Raw genomic sequence first — 15729 nt, 5'->3', positions numbered from 1 at the left:
GATCCGCACAGGCCCTGAACTCGCACTGGGCACATTCCCCTAGGGCAAGCCATGGGAATGGAGGTCACAAATACCGATTAGAATTTTTTGTGAGACAAAAGTCTCGTAATCGATAATTTTTTGACGGATTTATGAACTCTGACGCGGATGGAAAGCTGGTCAGCGCCTTGGTGCGCGGCATCAGCATTTTGCAATGCTTCAACAACAAGCGCCAGGAACTCAGCGGCAAAGAGCTGATGGATTTGACGGGTTTGCCCAAACCCACCCTGTTCCGGCTGACGGAGACGCTGTGCGAGCTGGGCCTGTTGCGCTATTCGGAGCGCCTGTCCAAATACGTGCCGGGCGTAGCGCTGCTCAACCTCGCCTCGCCCGTGCTGGCGCGCATGACGATGCGGCAGTTTGCCCGCACGCAGATGGAGGAGCTGGCCAACTACATGGGCGGCCAGATCCAGCTGAATGTGGGCAGCGGCCGCGAGCTGGTGCTGGTGGAGCTGGCCAAGGGCATTGAAGACAAGCTGTTCGCGCCCGAGATCGGTGTGGGCATTTCGCTCTCACGCACCGCCACGGGCCGCGCCTACCTGCTGGCCTTGCCGCAGGCGCAGCGTGAAAGCTATCTGGCCGATCTGGCAGCGCGCGATGCAGAGCGCGCCACGCAACTGCGTGCGCGCCTTGATGATGCCCGGCGCGACCTTGCCGAGCATGGCTTTTGCCGCAGCCATGGTGATCTGCACCGCGAAATCCAGTCGATTGCCGTGCCGCTCTCCAAGCCGCAGGATGGCGAGTACTGGGTCTTTGCTGCATCGGTGCCTTCGTACAACCCCAAGAGCAGCCAGATGGAAACCGACATCGGCCCGCGCCTCATCACGCTGGTGCGCTCCGTCGAAGCCGTGCTGGGCGGTACAGGCGTGTGAGCGCATGGTGCTATTGATTGGATATTTATTGCCTGCGCTCACCAAATGGGCGCTGCACGGTGGTTTTATAAAAATACGGAGACAGAATGAAAGTACTGGACAGCATCAAGGTTCTGGAAATCGGCGGCCTCGGTCCCGGCCCGTTCTGCGCCATGCACCTGGCCGATCTGGGAGCCGATGTGATCTCCATCGTGCGCGAGGAAAAACATGCCGCGCCCACGGGCAACCTGCTCAACCGCGGCAAGCGCTCGGTATTTGCTGATCTGAAGACGCCCGAAGGCAAGGCCCTGGTACTGGCCCTGGTGCAAGGCGCTGACGTGCTGATCGAAGGTATGCGCCCGGGCGTGATGGAGCGCCTGGGCCTGGGCCCGGCCGAATGCATGGCAGTCAACCCCCGGCTGGTGTATGGCCGCATGACGGGCTGGGGCCAGAGCGGCCCGCTCAGCCCCCGCGCCGGGCATGACAACAACTACGCGGCGCTGTCTGGCGCACTGTGGGGCTGCAGCCCCGCCGATGCGCGCCCCGTGTCATCGTTCGCCATGGTGGGCGATATCGGCGGCGGTGCGCTCTACCTGATGACGGGCTTGCTGGCGGGCGTCATCAACGCGCGCCAGACCGGCCGTGGCACTGTGGTGGACGCCGCGATTGTGGATGGCGCCGCCCACATGCTGAACCTGGCGCTGAGCGCCCGGCAAAAAGGTGTGGTCACCGACACACGCGGCACCAGCATCCACGACAGCGCGCCGTTCTACGAAACCTATGTCTGCGCCGACGGCGCGCACATCACCATCGGCAGCATCGAGCCGCAGTTCTACACCTTGTTGCTGCATACCTTGGGCCTGGCGGATGACGCCGATTTTGCGACGCCTCAATGGGACAAGGCCGCGTGGCCCCGGCGCCGCGCGCGCCTGCAGGCCATCTTCATCACCCAGCCGCGCAGCCATTGGCAGCAGGTTTTTGAAGGCACCGATGTATGTTTTGGCGCAGTACTGAGCCCGCTGGAGGCATCTCAACACCCCCACATGCAATCGCGTGGCGTATATGGCGAGCAGGGCGGCGTTCTGCAGGCCGCGCCTGCACCGCGCTTTGACGGCACCGCCTACGCCACCAACGCCATGTGCGCGGCAGGCGCGCATACCGAAGCGGTGCTGGCGGCGGTACAGGCCGGGGATGCGCGCGGGGGCTGGCGGTAGGGATGGGCCGATTGCTATCCACCTGCAATGCACCCCGTAATGCGGTACAACAGGCGCTTGAACACGTTCCTGCTGTTCTCACCCCTTGCATCGCCGCCGAACCATGAGCATCGCCGTCTTCTACCTGCACAACACCAACCCCGACACAGAGGGCGACGCCAGCTGGCAGCCCCGCTGCATTGCCTACACCGACCAGCAGATGAGCGAGGCCCTGGCGCAGTGCCAGACACTGCGCGGCGATGCGCGCAATGCGCATGTGGTGATTTCGTCGGAGCTGCGCGACATGGTGGGAAAGATTGGTGTGGCCGCAGTCGAAGACGGCCAGACGCCCGACGGCCAAACCTACGACTGGAGCAAGGCTGGCCGCGCCGGCAACAGCCGCAAGAACGCCATGGAGCCGCCCAAGCAGCGCAAGGACATGGATTCCTGAGTGTTGCCTCTCATCCCGTTTTTGCTATCAAAAATAAAGTAATGAATGTTGCAGGTATTGCGCAGGCGGTTGATTGATCATCTGATCGTGCACATCTTGCCGGGTGCGGCACGCCGCCACTCGGCTATCGCCACCCGGGCGTCACCCGAAAGCACTAAAATCAAGGGTTTTGACCGCTTTGCGGGCTAAGACCCTGTTCTAAGGCCGCAGTGCTTGCATGCAGCTGGGCCATGCCGCCATGTGCCGTAACGCATAGGCGCGGGGCGGCGCACTGTATCACCACCAGATTCTCATGTTGACCTTCCAACAAATCATCCTGAAGCTGCAGCAGTACTGGGCCGACCAGGGCTGCGCGCTCTTGCAACCCTATGACATGGAAGTGGGCGCGGGCACCTCGCACACGGCCACCTTCCTGCGCGCCATCGGCCCAGAGCCCTGGAAGGCTGCCTATGTGCAGCCCAGCCGCCGTCCCAAGGACGGCCGCTACGGCGAAAACCCCAACCGGGGCCAGCATTACTACCAGTTCCAGGTGGTGCTCAAGCCTGCACCGGCCAACATCCTGGATCTGTACCTGGGATCGCTCGAAGCCCTAGGCTTTGACCTGAAGAAGAACGACATCCGCTTTGTCGAGGACGACTGGGAGAACCCCACCCTTGGCGCCTGGGGCCTGGGCTGGGAAGTCTGGCTCAATGGCATGGAGGTGACGCAGTTCACCTACTTCCAGCAGGTGGGCGGCATCGACTGCAAGCCCGCGACCGGCGAGATCACCTACGGCCTGGAGCGCCTGGCGATGTACCTGCAGGGCGTCGAGAACATGTACGACCTGGTCTGGACGGTCGATACCGATGGCCGCAAGCTCAGCTATGGCGATGTGTTCCACCAGAACGAGGTGGAGCAATCTGCGTACAACTTTGAGCACTCGGATGCGGACTTCCTGTTCACCGCGTTTGCCGCGCACGAAAAGCAGGCCAAGCATCTGATGGAAGCGCAACTGGCATTGCCCGCCTATGAACAGGTGCTCAAGGCTGCGCACACCTTCAACCTGCTCGACGCCCGTGGCGCCATCAGTGTGACCGAGCGCGCCGCCTACATTGGCCGCATCCGCAACCTGGCGCGCGCCGTGGCGCAAAGCTATTACGACAGCCGCGAACGCCTGGGCTTCCCCATGGCGCCGCGCGAGTGGGTGGCGCAGATCCCCGCCAAGGCCGCAGCCTGATCTTTTAAGCCGCCGCCATGCCCACCATCTTCACGCATGTTGCCGTTCCGGTTGCTGCAGCGCTGGCGCTGGGCAGCCGCCGTGTGCCGCCCAGCATGCTGCTGGTGGGGTGCCTGGCTGCCATCGTGCCGGATTTTGATGGTATTCCCCACCAGTTTGGCTGGCAGGGACTGGGCATGTGGGGCCACCGTGGCTTTACCCACACCGCCTTGTTTGCCGCGCTGATGGGCATCCTCGGCCTGCTGCTGGCCAAATGGTGGAAGGTGCCGCGCATTGCCGGCTTTGCGTGGCTGTTCGCCTGCACGGTGTCGCACCCCCTGCTGGACATGATGACCACCGGGGGCAGCGGCATCGCGCTGTGGTGGCCTTTTACCAGTGAACGTTTTTTCAGTCCGTGGCGGCCGATTGCCGTGTCGCCCATCCTGGCGGACCGCTTTTTCTCGCAGCGCGGCGTGCAGGTGATGGTCAGTGAACTCTACAACGTATGGTTCCCACTGCTGACCATCGGCCTGTCCATCTTTGCGTTGCGCCATACCCGGAAATCCTGATGACTTCCTCTCCCAATCTTCTGGTCGAACTGTTTGTTGAAGAGCTGCCTCCCAAGGCGCTCAAAAAGCTGGGCGAAGCATTTGCCCAGGTGCTGCTTGCGCAACTGCGCGCGCAGGGCCTGGCAGGCGACGCCTCGCAGCTGACCGCCTACGCGTCGCCACGCCGCCTGGCTGCCCACATCACCGATGTGCTGCCCCGCGCTGCCGACAAGCAGGTGTCGCAAAAACTGATGCCCGTGACTGTGGGCCTGACGGCTGACGGCCAGGCGACGCCCGCGCTGCTCAAGAAGCTGGCCGCACTGGGTGCCGATGCGGCTGCCGTGCCACAGCTCAAGCGCGCGCCCGACGGCAAGGCCGAGGCGCTGTTCTACGACAGCACCGTCGCTGGCGCCACCTTGGCCGAAGGCCTGCAGAAAGCGCTGACCGAAGCGATTGCCAAGCTGCCCATCCCCAAGGTCATGACCTACCAGCTTGAAAACAACTGCGAGCTGCCCGGCTGGAGCAGCGTGCAGTTCGTGCGCCCCGCGCACGGCCTGGTGGCGTTGCACGGCTCGCAGGTGCTGGAATCCATCGAAGCCCTGGGCCTGAAGGCGGGCAACACCACGCACGGCCACCGCTTTGAAGCACTGGCCGACCCGGTGCTGATCGCCAACGCCGACAGCTATGCGCAGACCCTGGCAGAGCAGGGCGCTGTGATCGCCAGCTTCGATGAACGCAAGGCCACCATCGCCCGCCAGCTCAAAGAAGCTGCCGAGCGTGTGGGCGGAGGCGTCCGGGCCATCGAAGATGAAGCATTGCTGGACGAAGTGACCGCGCTGGTCGAGCGCCCCAATGTGCTGGTCTGCCAGTTCGAGAAGGAGTTTCTGGACGTTCCCCAGGAATGTCTGATCCTGACCATGAAGGCCAACCAGAAGTACTTTCCGCTGCTGGATGCTGCTGGCAAGCTGACCCACCAGTTCCTGGTCGTCAGCAACATCACCCCGGCAGATGCATCGGCGGTGATCGGCGGCAACGAGCGCGTGGTGCGCCCGCGCCTGGCCGATGCCAAATTCTTCTTCGACCAGGATCGCAAGAAGACACTGGAATCGCGCGCGTCGCTCCTGGCCAAGGTGGTGTACCACAACAAACTGGGCACGCAGGGCGAGCGCGTGCAGCGCGTGCGCGCCATCGCCAAGAGCATTGCCCAGCAACTGGGCGCCACGGCACTGGGCAAGCAGGTAGACCAGGCCGCATTGCTGGCCAAGACCGATCTGGTGACCGACATGGTGGGCGAGTTCCCGGAACTGCAGGGCACCATGGGCCGCTACTACGCGCTCAACGACAAGCTCGACGTGGCAGTGGCCGATGCCATTGAAGACCACTACAAGCCCCGCTTTGCTGGCGACGAGCTGCCGCGCGGCGAGGTGGGCGTGATCGTTGCGCTGGCCGACAAGCTGGAAACCCTGGTCGGCATGTTCGGCATCGGCAACCTGCCCACCGGCGACCGCGACCCGTTTGCACTGCGCCGCCATGCGCTGGGCGTGATCCGCATGCTGGTGGAAAAGGACCTGCCGCTGGATCTGGACACCTTGCTGGTGAGCACACTGCCTGCGTTTGGCGACAAGATCGAAGATGCTACGCCCGCGCTCTCCGACTTCATCTACGACCGCCTGGCCGGCAGCCTGCGTGAACAAGGTTTCAGTGCGCAGGAAGTGGATGCCGTGCTCGCCCACCGCCCACAGCGCCTTGCCGATGTGCAAAAGCGCCTCGAAGCCGTGCGCGCCTTTGCCGCCTTGCCCGAGGCGCCTGCGCTTGCCGCAGCCAACAAGCGCGTGGGCAACATCCTGAAAAAGGCGGACGCCCCCGTCAGCCCCAATGTCAGCGAAGCCGTGCTGCAGGAGCAGGCCGAAAAAGACCTGTACGCCGCCTTGCAGACCGTGGCCCCCAAGGCCAATGCCCAGTTTGCTGCGGGCGACTACACCGCCAGCCTGCAGACTCTGGCCGCCTTGCGCACCCCGGTCGATGCCTTCTTCGAGCACGTGATGGTGAACGCGGAAGACCCGGCGCTCAAGGCCAACCGCCTGGGCTTGCTGGCAACCCTGCACGATGCGATGAACCGCGTGGCCGATCTGTCCCGTCTGGTCGCCGCCTGATTCTCTGGGTACACTGGTTTCCAGCGGGTCAGACGCCTGCAGCCGTCCCTTGCGGCGGCAGGCAACAATGATGAGGATTTGCGCAAACGAGGGAGGCAGACCGAGCGCTCTGCTGGCGCCACGGGTTGCCAGGGCCGGATTTGCGGAGATCGGGACAATAAGGGGACGGTTATGAAACTCGCCATCATCGAGCGCGACGGTATCGTTGGTCAGCCGGTCACGGGACAGCTCACCGGCCACCACGACTGGCATGTACTGCCCGATGCCGCCAGCGGCATTGCGCGGCTCAACCTGTCGGGCTGGCATGTGGTGCTGGTGGCCAACCAGCCTGGCCTGGAGCGCGGTCTGTACGATTGCGCTGCGCTCAACGACTACCACCGGCAGATGTACAAGGACCTGGCCATGGTGGGTGCCAAGGTCGATGCCGTCTTCTTCTGCCCGCATGCCCCCGAGGACCATTGCGACTGCTGGGCACCGCAGGCCGCCTTGCTGCGTCAGATCACGGAGCGGTTCAATACCGAAGCCGGCAAGGTTGCCGTCGTGGCCCGCAGCACCGAGCTGCTGCAGGCAGCGGCCAGCCTGGGCGCCTGCCTGCACTGGATTGCACCTGCCGATGCGGCCGCACACCCGCAATGCCCTTCAGCGCAGGCCGCGCAGCACGCCACCCTGGCCCAATGTACCGAGGTCCTGCTGCACTGGCAGCCGCCCAGATCCCCGTCGCAGTTGGCCGCAGCATAAGCCTGCTGCTGTATCAAAGACCAAAAACAAGCCCCGCATGGCGGGGCTTGTTGCTGAAGCGGGCGCTGCTTTATCTGCGCATGGCGCGCGACTGGCTGTGCACCGCTTCAACGAGCGCCGCCACATGCTCGGGCGGCGTGAACTGGCTGATGCCATGGCCCAGGTTGAAGATGTGGGTGGGGCCGGTGGTGGCGCTATCGGTGTGCGGCTTGCCAAAGCTGCTGAGCACCGCCTGCACCTGCTCTGCAATGCGCTCGGGCGGAGCGAACAGCACGTTCGGATCGATATTGCCTTGCAGCGCCTTGCCCGGGCCGCCTGCTGCGCCACCAACGATGGCGCGCGCATGGCCTAGGTTGGCCGTCCAGTCGAGGCCCAGCACTTCGCAATCTAGTGCGTTCATGTCCTGCAGCCAGATGCCGCCTCCCTTGGTGAAGACGATGCGGGGCACATCCTGGCCATCGGTGCCGTGGCGCTTCAACTGGCTGAGTACGCGTTTGGTGTAGGCCAGACTGAATTGCTGGAACATGCCGTCAGCCAGCACGCCGCCCCAGCTGTCAAAAATCATCACAGCCTGCGCGCCCGCGTCGATCTGCGCATTCAGATACGCTGCCACGCTGTCGGCGTTGACTTCGAGAATGCGGTGCATCAGGTCGGGGCGCGCGTACATCAGCGATTTGACCTGGCGGTAGTCGTCGCTGCCCTTGCCCTCGACCATGTAGCAGGCCAGCGTCCAGGGGCTGCCGGAAAAACCGATCAACGGCACGCGGCCATCCAGCGCGCGGCGGATGCTGGTGACGGCATCGAACACATAGCGCAGCTTGTCCATGTCGGGCACGGCCAGTTCTGCGACTGCGGCCTCGTCGCGCACGTTCCTGGCAAAGCGCGGGCCTTCGCCTTCGGCAAACGACAGGCCCAGGCCCATGGCATCGGGGACGGTCAGGATATCGGAGAACAGGATGGCTGCGTCGAGCGGAAAACGCTCCAGCGGCTGCAGGGTGACTTCGGTTGCGTAGTCCACATTTGTGGCCAGGCCCATGAAGCTGCCCGCCTTGGCGCGCGTGGCCTTGTACTCGGGCAGATAGCGGCCGGCCTGGCGCATCAGCCACAGGGGCGTGTAGTCGGTGGCCTGGCGGCGGCAGGCGCGCAAAAAGGTGTCGTTCTGCAGGGGGGCGAAAGTCGTGCTCATGGGCTCGATTGTCGCCCAGCGGCACAGAGCGCCCAGGGGAGAACCTGACTGTGGGTACCGCCTTCATGGCATAGGGCTAATCGCCGTGGCCTGTACTTGGGGTGCCGCCGGGGCGAAAGGCCCATTTCAGCCAGGTGATAGAATTGCGCATCGCCCTGAGAATCATTTCTCCAGGGCGTTTCGTTTCGGAAGGTGCTCGCTTTGGCGAGTGAAACGGGAACAAGGTGCGGTCGATCGACCCAGGCCTTGGCTGCCCCCGCAACGGTATGCAGGAAAACACCCCAGGCGAGCGCTTTGTGCGCTTGCGGCCACTGGATCGGCGTGACCGTTCAAACATCGAACGCTACGCGCTACCGGGAAGGTGGGGTTCGGATCCAAGATGGATCGCCTGCGAGCCCGGAGACCGGCCCGCCGATGTTCACAGCGCATGCTTTGGGTGCATGCGCTGGCTTTCCACTGTCTGCGGGGTGCGGATGGCGTTCTCGGTACCAGTCTCGGTTCGTGGGTTCGGCCATCGCTTCAGGCAGTTGATGTTCTGGGGTGCGGCGTGATGCACGGCCTTCATTTTTTTTCCCCTGTCCTGCGGCGTACAGCCTGGGGCTTGCTGCTGTCTCCGGCAGCCGTTCTGGCACAACAGACCTTGAGCGAAGTGGTGGTCACTGGCAGCCGCAATGAGGCGCCTGCGCTCGATACCGCACGCCGCTCTGCAACGGCGACACACCTCGATGTACCCACGCTGGATCTGCCCGCCAGCGTGAGTGGCGTGTCTGCCGAGCAGATCGATGAGCGCGCCGACCGAGGTGCCGCTGAAGCGGTGACGCGCACCGTGGGTCTGTCGGCTGCGGGCACGCCGGGCAATGGCGGGCTGGCGTTTGCGAGCCGGGGCTTCTATGGTGTCAATTCGGTGGGTGTGGCCGAAGACGGCATCACGCTGGGCGTGGGCTCGGGAACCATCAACTATCCGTCGGACACCTGGGGTTATGAGCGCTTTGAAGTGTTGCGCGGCCCCGCATCGCTGATGTATGGCAGTGGCACCATGGGCGCCACAGTCAACGCCATCCGCAAGCAGCCCAGCCGCGAGCGCTCCACCGAACTCATGCTCTCGGGCGGCAACCATGGCACTGCGCGCATGGGTCTGGGCAGCACTGGCGCCTTGAGCGATACGCTGAGCTACCGCGTGGACGCCTATGGCGCGCGCAGCGACGGCGACCGCGCTTTCGACAACAGCAAGGGCGGCAAGCTGATGAGCGCGTTGCGCTGGCAGCCGCGCGGCGACTTCACACTCGATGTGACGGCCGACATCAGCAACCAGGCGCCATCGCGCTATTACGGCACACCGACAACCAATGGCCGTGTGGCGCGCGAGCTGATCGGCACGGGCTTCAACACCGAAGACAGCGACATCCATTACCGAGACAAACGCTTCAAGGCCAAGGCAACCTGGCAGGTCAACGACGCGCTGGCGGTGCGCAACGAGCTCTACCACTTTGGCGCCGACCGCCACTGGAAGAACATCGAAGCCTATGACTACAACGCGGCCGCAGGCACGGTGGCGCGCTCGGATTACCTCGAAATCGGCCATGCGCTGCAGCAAAACGGCAACCGCCTGGCGCTGGATTGGAAGGGCGGTGGGCACCAGGTGGCGATGGGCTGGGATGCGTCCCAGGCCAACTTCCGCAACACCAGCAATTCGCCGTACACGGGGAGCTCCGTCGTCTCTGCATTCGATCCGGTGCCAGGCACCTGGATCAGCCCCGATCCGTACCTGCCGCGCATGGGCTCGACCTTGCGGCAGAACGCACTGTATATCGAGGACGCCTGGAAGATCAACGAGCAATGGTTGCTGATGGGCGGCATCCGGCGCGACTGGTACGAATTCTCGCGGCAGGACTTTGTGGCCAAAACGGGCTTTGACAAGGACCTGAACGGCACCTCATGGCGCCTGGGTCTCACGCGCAAGCTGACTGCGCAATCAAGCGTCTATGCACAGATGACCACCGGGCACGATCCAGTCACCAGCCTGCTGTCGCTTGCGGCATCGCAGACCGGCTTTACGCTCAGTAAAGGCCGCCAGCAGGAAGTCGGCTTCAAGCAGCAACTGGCTGATGGCCGTGGCGAATGGACGGCTGCGTTGTTTCACATCGCCAAGGGCGACATCATCACGCGCGATCCGGCCAATTCGGCGCTGTCGATCCAGGGCGGCAAGCAATCCTCGCGCGGACTGGAGCTGGCTGGCGCATTGCAGGCGAGCCCGGCGTTTCGCGTGGAGGCCAACGCCGCCTATACCAGGGCCCGGTTTGATGAGCTGATCGAAGCTGGCGGCGCCGACCGCAGCGGCAATCGCCCGGCCAACGTGCCCAAGGTCACGGCCAACCTGTGGGGGCACTACCGCGAAGGCGGCTGGCGCACATCGCTCGGCCTGCGCTACGTGGGCAGCCGCTTTGGCGACAACGCCAACAGCGCCGGCAAACGCCTACCGGGCTACACCGTGCTGGACGCCGTCGTGAGCTGGAATGCAAGCCCCCAGACCACCGTCAGCCTGATCGGCCGCAACCTGACAAACCGCGTCTATGCCACGGCTGCCTACAACAGCCAATGGCTGGTGGGCGCCAGCCGCAGTGTGGAGCTGATGGCGCAGATGCGCTTTTGAACCATGCCACGAACCTTTTTACTGCTGCTGATCGCGCTGTGTGCCATGCCTGCATGGGCGCAGGATGCGAAGCGTTCCCCGATAACCGTCAATGTCTGCGGTCAGCCGCAGACCTATGCCTCTGTGCCCCGCCGTGCGGTGACGCATGACGTGAACATTACCGAGATGTTTGTGTTCCTTGGGCTGGCGGACCGGCTGGTGGGCTACTCCGGCATGTATGCAGGCAAAGATGCCAGCCCGCAGATCGTGCCCATGCTGGCAGGGGTGCCCAATCTGTCGCCCCAGGGCATGAACCTGGAGAACATCGTTGCTGCGCAGGCCGATTTCGTTTTTGGTGGCTGGAGCTATGGGTTTCAGCAGGGCGGTGTCACGCCTCAGCTGCTGGCGCGCTATGGCATTGCGTCCTATGTACTGACCGAGTCCTGCATTCGTGTGCAAAAGCGCGCGGACGTTGCCTTGGAAGATACCTTTGTCGACATGGACAACGTGGCCCGCATTTTTGGTGTGCAGCAGCAGGCCGCGCCGCGCATTCAGCAGCTGCGCGACGAACTGACGCTGCTGCGCCACCAGATGCGCGGCAATGCGCTGCAGCCCAAGGTCTTCGTTTTCGACAGCGGCGAGAAGATTCCTACCACCGTGGGCCGCTACGGCATGCCGCAGGCCATGCTGGAGGCGGCGGGTGCGCGCAACATCTTCGACGATATCGCCAGCAACTGGCCCAAGGGCAACTGGGAAGATGTGGTGCTGCGCGACCCGGAGTGGATCGTCATCATCGACTACGGCCAGCCCAGCGCCCAGGGCAAGATGGATTTTCTGCTGCAGAAAAAAGAGCTCCAGACGGTAAGCGCGATCCGCAACAAACGCTTTTTCGTGATGACCTATGCCGAGGCCACGCCCGGACCGCGCAATGTGGAAACCGCCCAGCGTCTGGCCGCTGCGCTGCACCCACAGCGGGGGATCACCATGACACCAGTGCGTTTTCAGCCATGAAGACCTCGGCCTTGCCCTGGATGCTGGTGCTGCCCGTGCTGCTGACCCTGGCGGTGCTGGCCGGCGTCACCTGGGGCTCGGCGCAGCTGGGCATGGGGCAGGTCTGGGCCATCGTGCAGCACCAGATGGCGCAGGCGCTGGGCATGCAGACGGCGGCGCCGGACTGGAGCATGCAACAGCACCAGATTGTCTGGATGATCCGCCTGCCGCGTGTGCTGATGGCGGCTCTGGTGGGGGCAGGGCTGTCCATCGTGGGTGTGGTGATGCAGGCCATGGTGCGCAACCCGCTGGCCGATCCGTACATGCTGGGCGTATCGTCCGGCGCATCGGTAGGGGCGGTGTCGGTGCTGGCCTGGGGGGTGTTTGCCGCGGTGGGGCTGTACGCGGTGGCAGCGGGCGCATTCATTGGCGCGCTGCTGGCTACTGTGCTGGTCTATCTGCTTGCAAGGCAGGGCGGGCGCATTCCTTCTGCGCGGCTCATCTTGAGTGGTGTGGCCGTGGGCTACATGCTCACCGGGTTGACCAGTCTGGTCACCCTCACCGCAGGCCAGCGTGACCTGGCCAATGCCCTGCTCACCTGGCTGCTGGGCAGCCTGGCTGGCACGCAGTGGCAGGCGCTGGGTCTGCCCGCTGGCATGGTGCTGGCAGGCATGCTGTGGCTGCTGGCGCAGGCGCGGCCGCTGAATGCGCTGCTGGCGGGTGACGAGGCCGCCGCGACGCTGGGTGTGGCAGCCGAGCGGCTGCGCCGGCAATTGTTTGTTGTGGTGTCGCTGCTCACCGGAACGATGGTGGCGGTGAGCGGCGCGATCGGCTTTGTCGGGCTGGTGATTCCGCATGTCACGCGCATGCTGGTGGGTAGCGACCACCGGCGCGTGCTGCCTGTTGCGGCGCTGATGGGTGCAGTGTTCCTGGTGCTGGTCGATGGCGCGGCACGCACATGGTTTGCACCCATGGAGATTCCGGTTGGTGTCATTACCGCCTTTGTGGGCGGGCCGTTCTTCATTGCTATGCTGTGGCGCGGCGCCGTGCGGGAGGAAGGCTGATGCTGCGGGCGCAAGGGTTGCACTTTGCCGTGGGTCAGCGCCCCATCGTGCAGGATGCCGCGCTGCAGGTGGGAACAGGCGAGTGTGTGGGCCTGATCGGCCCCAATGGCTGCGGCAAATCGACGCTGCTGCGCATGCTCTACCGCGTGCTGCCGCCGCACCGCGGCCAGGTGCTGCTGGAGGGGCAGGATGTCTGGCAGATGGATGCGCGTGCGTTTGCGCGGCAAGCCGCCGTGCTGGCCCAAAGCAGTACGCCAGCCTTCGACAGCACCGTGCAGGAAGCCGTGATGCTGGGCCGCTTGCCGCACCAAGGGCGCTTTGCCGCCGATAGCGAGCAGGACAGGTGCATCGTAGGAGAAAGCCTGGAGCGTGTGGGCGCGGCGCAGCTGGCCGGGCAAAGCATGGCCACGCTCTCCGGCGGCGAGCGCCAGCGGGTGCTGCTGGCGCGTGCGCTGGCGCAGCAGCCGCAGCTGTTGTTTCTTGACGAGCCCACCAACCACCTCGACATCCGCTACCAGCTGGAGCTGATGCGGCTGGTACGCAGCCTTCAGCTGACGGTGCTGGTCGTGCTGCACGACCTCAATATCGCCGCCCAGTTCTGTGATCGGCTGTACCTGATGCACGAGGGCGTGTTGGTGGCCAGCGGCCCGCCGCGCGAAGTACTCACGCCCGAAGCACTGGAGCGCGCTTTTGGCGTTCGCGCCGCCATTGATGACCACCCGGCCACCGGTCGGCCGCGCATTGCCTATTGGATGGAGTGGGATGAGCATGACAAGGGATGAATCCATTGCCATCGTACTGCTGGGGCGCGGCGGTGTCGCCAGATCGACCACCGGCGAGTTGGTGGAGTTGGCGCGGCAGCTGTTGGCGCAATGGCCGGGCGTACAGGTGCTGCCCGCCTTCGTCGATCGCTGGCAGCCCGACCTGCCTGCGGCACTCACCGCCAGTGCGGATGCAGGTGCGCAGACCATTGCCATCGTGCCGCTGATGCTGCCTGACGAAGCCGCCCTGCGCCGCTGGTTGCACAAGGTGGCCATGCGCTGGCTTGCCTGCCGGGGTGATGGCGGTCCTCGCCTCGTCTTTGCCGATCCGCTTTCGCAGACCGTGCCGCTGCCTGCACTGCTGGCCCTGGCTGTGCGCAGGGCGTTGGTGCACCAGCCCGATGTGCCTGCCATGGTTGGCGATGAAGACTGGCAGCACGACCCCAAGGGTTGGTCCAGCGTGCCGGAGCACACGCACCACGCGCTGTGGTGCATGGGGCCGCGCTGTGCGGCAGCCGGTGCGGTGGCGCTGTGGCCTGCGCTCACCAGTACCGTCAATGACACGCCTGCCTTGAAAAAATGCGTGCGTCCGCTGCAGACGAGCTGCCAGTATCCCTGCAACCATGGCCCGCTGATGATCGTCTACCCCGAAGGCGTGTGGTACGGGCCGCTGGATGCGGACGGCATCCGCCACGTGCTGACCCGCCATGTGCTGCAGCGCAAAGTGGATGCGACGCTGCGCGTGCATGGGCCTCCGCAGATTGATCAAACCATAGTGGTTGGCGATTGATGCGTCAGCATTTAAAAACCATTTGAAGCCCCCATCCATAGAGTGCCACCCGCTCTACAACCTCAACCCCCAAGAGTTCACACCATGCAAACCACCAAGATTCCCGCCACCATCGTCACCGGCTTTCTGGGCAGCGGCAAGACCACGCTGATGCGCCATATCCTTGAAAAAGCCCAGGGGCTGCGCGTGGCAGTCATCGTCAACGAGTTCGGCGAGCTGGGCATTGACGGCGAAATCCTGCGTACCTGCGCCATCGGCTGCAAGGACGAAGGCGGTGCCGACGCACCCGAAGGCCAGATCTACGAGCTGGCCAATGGCTGCATGTGCTGCACGGTGCAGGAAGAGTTCTTTCCGGTGATGAAGGCATTGGCAGAGCGCCGCGCCGATATTGATGTGCTGCTGATCGAGACCAGTGGGCTGGCCCTGCCCAAGCCGTTGGTGCAGGCTTTCCAGTGGCCGGAGATTGCCAGTGTCTTCACCGTGGATTCAGTGGTGACCGTGGTGGATGCTCCCGCAACCGCGGCTGGCCAGTTCGCCCACGATCCACATGCCGTTGATGCGCAGCGCCTGGCCGATCCCAATCTCGACCACGAAGCCAGCCTGCACGAGTTGTTCGAGGACCAGCTCTCTGCGGCAGACCTGGTGGTGCTCTCGAAGGCGGATCTGGTCTCGCCGGAGGAGTTGGCGCAGGTGCGAGCCCTGGTGGCCGAGGAGGTGCCGCCAGAAGTCAAAATGGTGGAGGCCGTGCAGGGCAGCGTGCCGCTGTCTGTGCTGCTGGGCCAGCAGCGCGCGGCAGAAGCCCATATCGATGCCAGGCATTCCAACCATGACCACGACGAGGAACATGACCATGACGACTTCGATTCGCTGTTCATCGACCTGGGGGCCGTGGACCGCGAACGCCTGATGCAGGCGCTGCAGGACATCGTGCAGCAGCACGCTGTGCTGCGCGTCAAAGGCTTTGCTGCGCTGCCGGGCAAGAAAATGCGGCTACTGGTGCAGGGCGTGGGGCGGCGTTTTGACGCTTACTTCGATCGTGCCTGGAGGGATGGCGAAGCCCAGGCAACGCGGCTGGTGTTCATCGGCAAGGGACTGGATGCAGCGCCGCTGCGCACGGCGCTGGCTGCGGCGGAAGTCTGAA

14 protein-coding genes and 1 riboswitch are annotated in these 15729 nt (G+C 64.3%); of the genes, 13 read left to right on the top strand and 1 reads right to left on the bottom strand.

All coding sequences use genetic code 11. The features are described 5' to 3' along the window. Positions 1–131 precede the first annotated feature (131 nt). The 7 genes from HNP33_RS00420 (at position 132) to HNP33_RS00390 (ending at position 7168) form a co-directional block, all read left to right on the top strand. Positions 132–911: an IclR family transcriptional regulator gene (locus HNP33_RS00420; RefSeq protein ID WP_184704131.1), complete on the top strand. Its 780-nt coding sequence runs from the start codon at positions 132–134 to the stop codon at positions 909–911. Positions 912–997: 86 nt separating this feature from the next. Continuing rightward, a complete protein-coding gene (locus HNP33_RS00415) occupies positions 998–2104 on the top strand; it encodes a CaiB/BaiF CoA transferase family protein (protein ID WP_184704129.1) in 1107 nt (368 codons plus the stop codon). A 103-nt stretch (positions 2105–2207) separates the two neighbouring features. Beyond that, entirely contained in the window at positions 2208–2534 is a 327-nt protein-coding gene (locus HNP33_RS00410) for a hypothetical protein (RefSeq protein ID WP_184704128.1), read from the top strand. A gap of 292 nt (positions 2535–2826) precedes the next feature. Beyond that, complete coding sequence (glyQ, locus tag HNP33_RS00405) at positions 2827–3750, top strand: glycine--tRNA ligase subunit alpha (protein ID WP_184704126.1); 924 nt, start codon at positions 2827–2829, stop codon at positions 3748–3750. Positions 3751–3767: 17 nt separating this feature from the next. After that, positions 3768–4298 (top strand): metal-dependent hydrolase, encoded by a 531-nt coding sequence (locus HNP33_RS00400; RefSeq protein ID WP_184704124.1) that lies wholly within the window; start codon positions 3768–3770, stop codon positions 4296–4298. Beyond that, positions 4298–6430, top strand: coding sequence for a glycine--tRNA ligase subunit beta (gene glyS, locus HNP33_RS00395; RefSeq protein WP_184704122.1), 2133 nt, complete (start codon positions 4298–4300; stop codon positions 6428–6430). The genes HNP33_RS00400 and glyS overlap by 1 nt, the downstream gene beginning before the upstream one ends. A 171-nt stretch (positions 6431–6601) precedes the next feature. Then, entirely contained in the window at positions 6602–7168 is a 567-nt protein-coding gene (locus HNP33_RS00390) for a histidinol phosphate phosphatase (protein WP_184704120.1), read from the top strand. 70 nt (positions 7169–7238) lie between these two features. Here HNP33_RS00390 and hemE read toward each other — a convergent pair whose 3' ends face one another. Continuing rightward, positions 7239–8354 carry a uroporphyrinogen decarboxylase gene (hemE, locus tag HNP33_RS00385; RefSeq protein WP_184704117.1) on the bottom strand — a complete coding sequence of 372 codons (1116 nt, stop codon included), beginning with the start codon at positions 8352–8354 and terminating at the stop codon, positions 7239–7241. A gap of 173 nt (positions 8355–8527) precedes the next feature. Beyond that, a riboswitch (cobalamin riboswitch) is annotated at positions 8528–8781 on the top strand. A 174-nt stretch (positions 8782–8955) separates the two neighbouring features. Here hemE and HNP33_RS00380 point away from each other — a divergent pair. From HNP33_RS00380 to cobW, 6 genes are all read left to right on the top strand, one after another. After that, positions 8956–11004, top strand: a complete 2049-nt coding sequence (locus HNP33_RS00380) for a TonB-dependent receptor (protein ID WP_233464159.1) — start codon at positions 8956–8958, stop codon at positions 11002–11004. A gap of 3 nt (positions 11005–11007) precedes the next feature. Further along, entirely contained in the window at positions 11008–11994 is a 987-nt protein-coding gene (locus HNP33_RS00375) for an ABC transporter substrate-binding protein (protein WP_184704113.1), read from the top strand. Then, on the top strand, positions 11991–13037 hold the full coding sequence (locus HNP33_RS00370; RefSeq protein ID WP_184704111.1) for a FecCD family ABC transporter permease: 1047 nt from the start codon (positions 11991–11993) through the stop codon (positions 13035–13037). Before HNP33_RS00375 ends, HNP33_RS00370 begins: the two co-directional genes overlap by 4 nt. Continuing rightward, positions 13037–13819: an ABC transporter ATP-binding protein gene (locus tag HNP33_RS00365; protein ID WP_184704109.1), complete on the top strand. Its 783-nt coding sequence runs from the start codon at positions 13037–13039 to the stop codon at positions 13817–13819. The genes HNP33_RS00370 and HNP33_RS00365 overlap by 1 nt, the downstream gene beginning before the upstream one ends. Beyond that, positions 13806–14588: a (2Fe-2S) ferredoxin domain-containing protein gene (locus tag HNP33_RS00360; RefSeq protein ID WP_184704107.1), complete on the top strand. Its 783-nt coding sequence runs from the start codon at positions 13806–13808 to the stop codon at positions 14586–14588. The genes HNP33_RS00365 and HNP33_RS00360 overlap by 14 nt, the downstream gene beginning before the upstream one ends. 84 nt (positions 14589–14672) lie before the next feature. Next, entirely contained in the window at positions 14673–15728 is a 1056-nt protein-coding gene (gene cobW / locus HNP33_RS00355; RefSeq protein ID WP_184704105.1) for a cobalamin biosynthesis protein CobW, read from the top strand. Position 15729 lies beyond the last annotated feature (1 nt).

Origin of the sequence: Comamonas odontotermitis (assembly GCF_014207855.1) — a bacterium.
GTDB lineage: Bacteria > Pseudomonadota > Gammaproteobacteria > Burkholderiales > Burkholderiaceae_C > Comamonas > Comamonas odontotermitis_A.
This window is presented reverse-complemented; position numbering and strand designations above follow the sequence as displayed.

Excerpts from the sequence above, each read along its gene's own strand:
- HNP33_RS00365 (WP_184704109.1), top strand. The coding sequence starts at position 13,037 with ATGCTGCGGGCGCAAGGGTTGCACTTTGCCGTGGGTCAGCGCCCCATC.
- HNP33_RS00390 (WP_184704120.1), top strand. The coding sequence starts at position 6,602 with ATGAAACTCGCCATCATCGAGCGCGACGGTATCGTTGGTCAGCCGGTC.
- hemE (WP_184704117.1), bottom strand. The coding sequence starts at position 8,354 with ATGAGCACGACTTTCGCCCCCCTGCAGAACGACACCTTTTTGCGCGCC.
- HNP33_RS00360 (WP_184704107.1), top strand. The coding sequence starts at position 13,806 with ATGACAAGGGATGAATCCATTGCCATCGTACTGCTGGGGCGCGGCGGT.
- glyQ (WP_184704126.1), top strand. The coding sequence starts at position 2,827 with ATGTTGACCTTCCAACAAATCATCCTGAAGCTGCAGCAGTACTGGGCC.
- HNP33_RS00370 (WP_184704111.1), top strand. The coding sequence starts at position 11,991 with ATGAAGACCTCGGCCTTGCCCTGGATGCTGGTGCTGCCCGTGCTGCTG.
- HNP33_RS00410 (WP_184704128.1), top strand. The coding sequence starts at position 2,208 with ATGAGCATCGCCGTCTTCTACCTGCACAACACCAACCCCGACACAGAG.
- HNP33_RS00415 (WP_184704129.1), top strand. The coding sequence starts at position 998 with ATGAAAGTACTGGACAGCATCAAGGTTCTGGAAATCGGCGGCCTCGGT.
- cobW (WP_184704105.1), top strand. The coding sequence starts at position 14,673 with ATGCAAACCACCAAGATTCCCGCCACCATCGTCACCGGCTTTCTGGGC.
- HNP33_RS00420 (WP_184704131.1), top strand. The coding sequence starts at position 132 with ATGAACTCTGACGCGGATGGAAAGCTGGTCAGCGCCTTGGTGCGCGGC.
- HNP33_RS00400 (WP_184704124.1), top strand. The coding sequence starts at position 3,768 with ATGCCCACCATCTTCACGCATGTTGCCGTTCCGGTTGCTGCAGCGCTG.
- HNP33_RS00375 (WP_184704113.1), top strand. The coding sequence starts at position 11,008 with ATGCCACGAACCTTTTTACTGCTGCTGATCGCGCTGTGTGCCATGCCT.
- glyS (WP_184704122.1), top strand. The coding sequence starts at position 4,298 with ATGACTTCCTCTCCCAATCTTCTGGTCGAACTGTTTGTTGAAGAGCTG.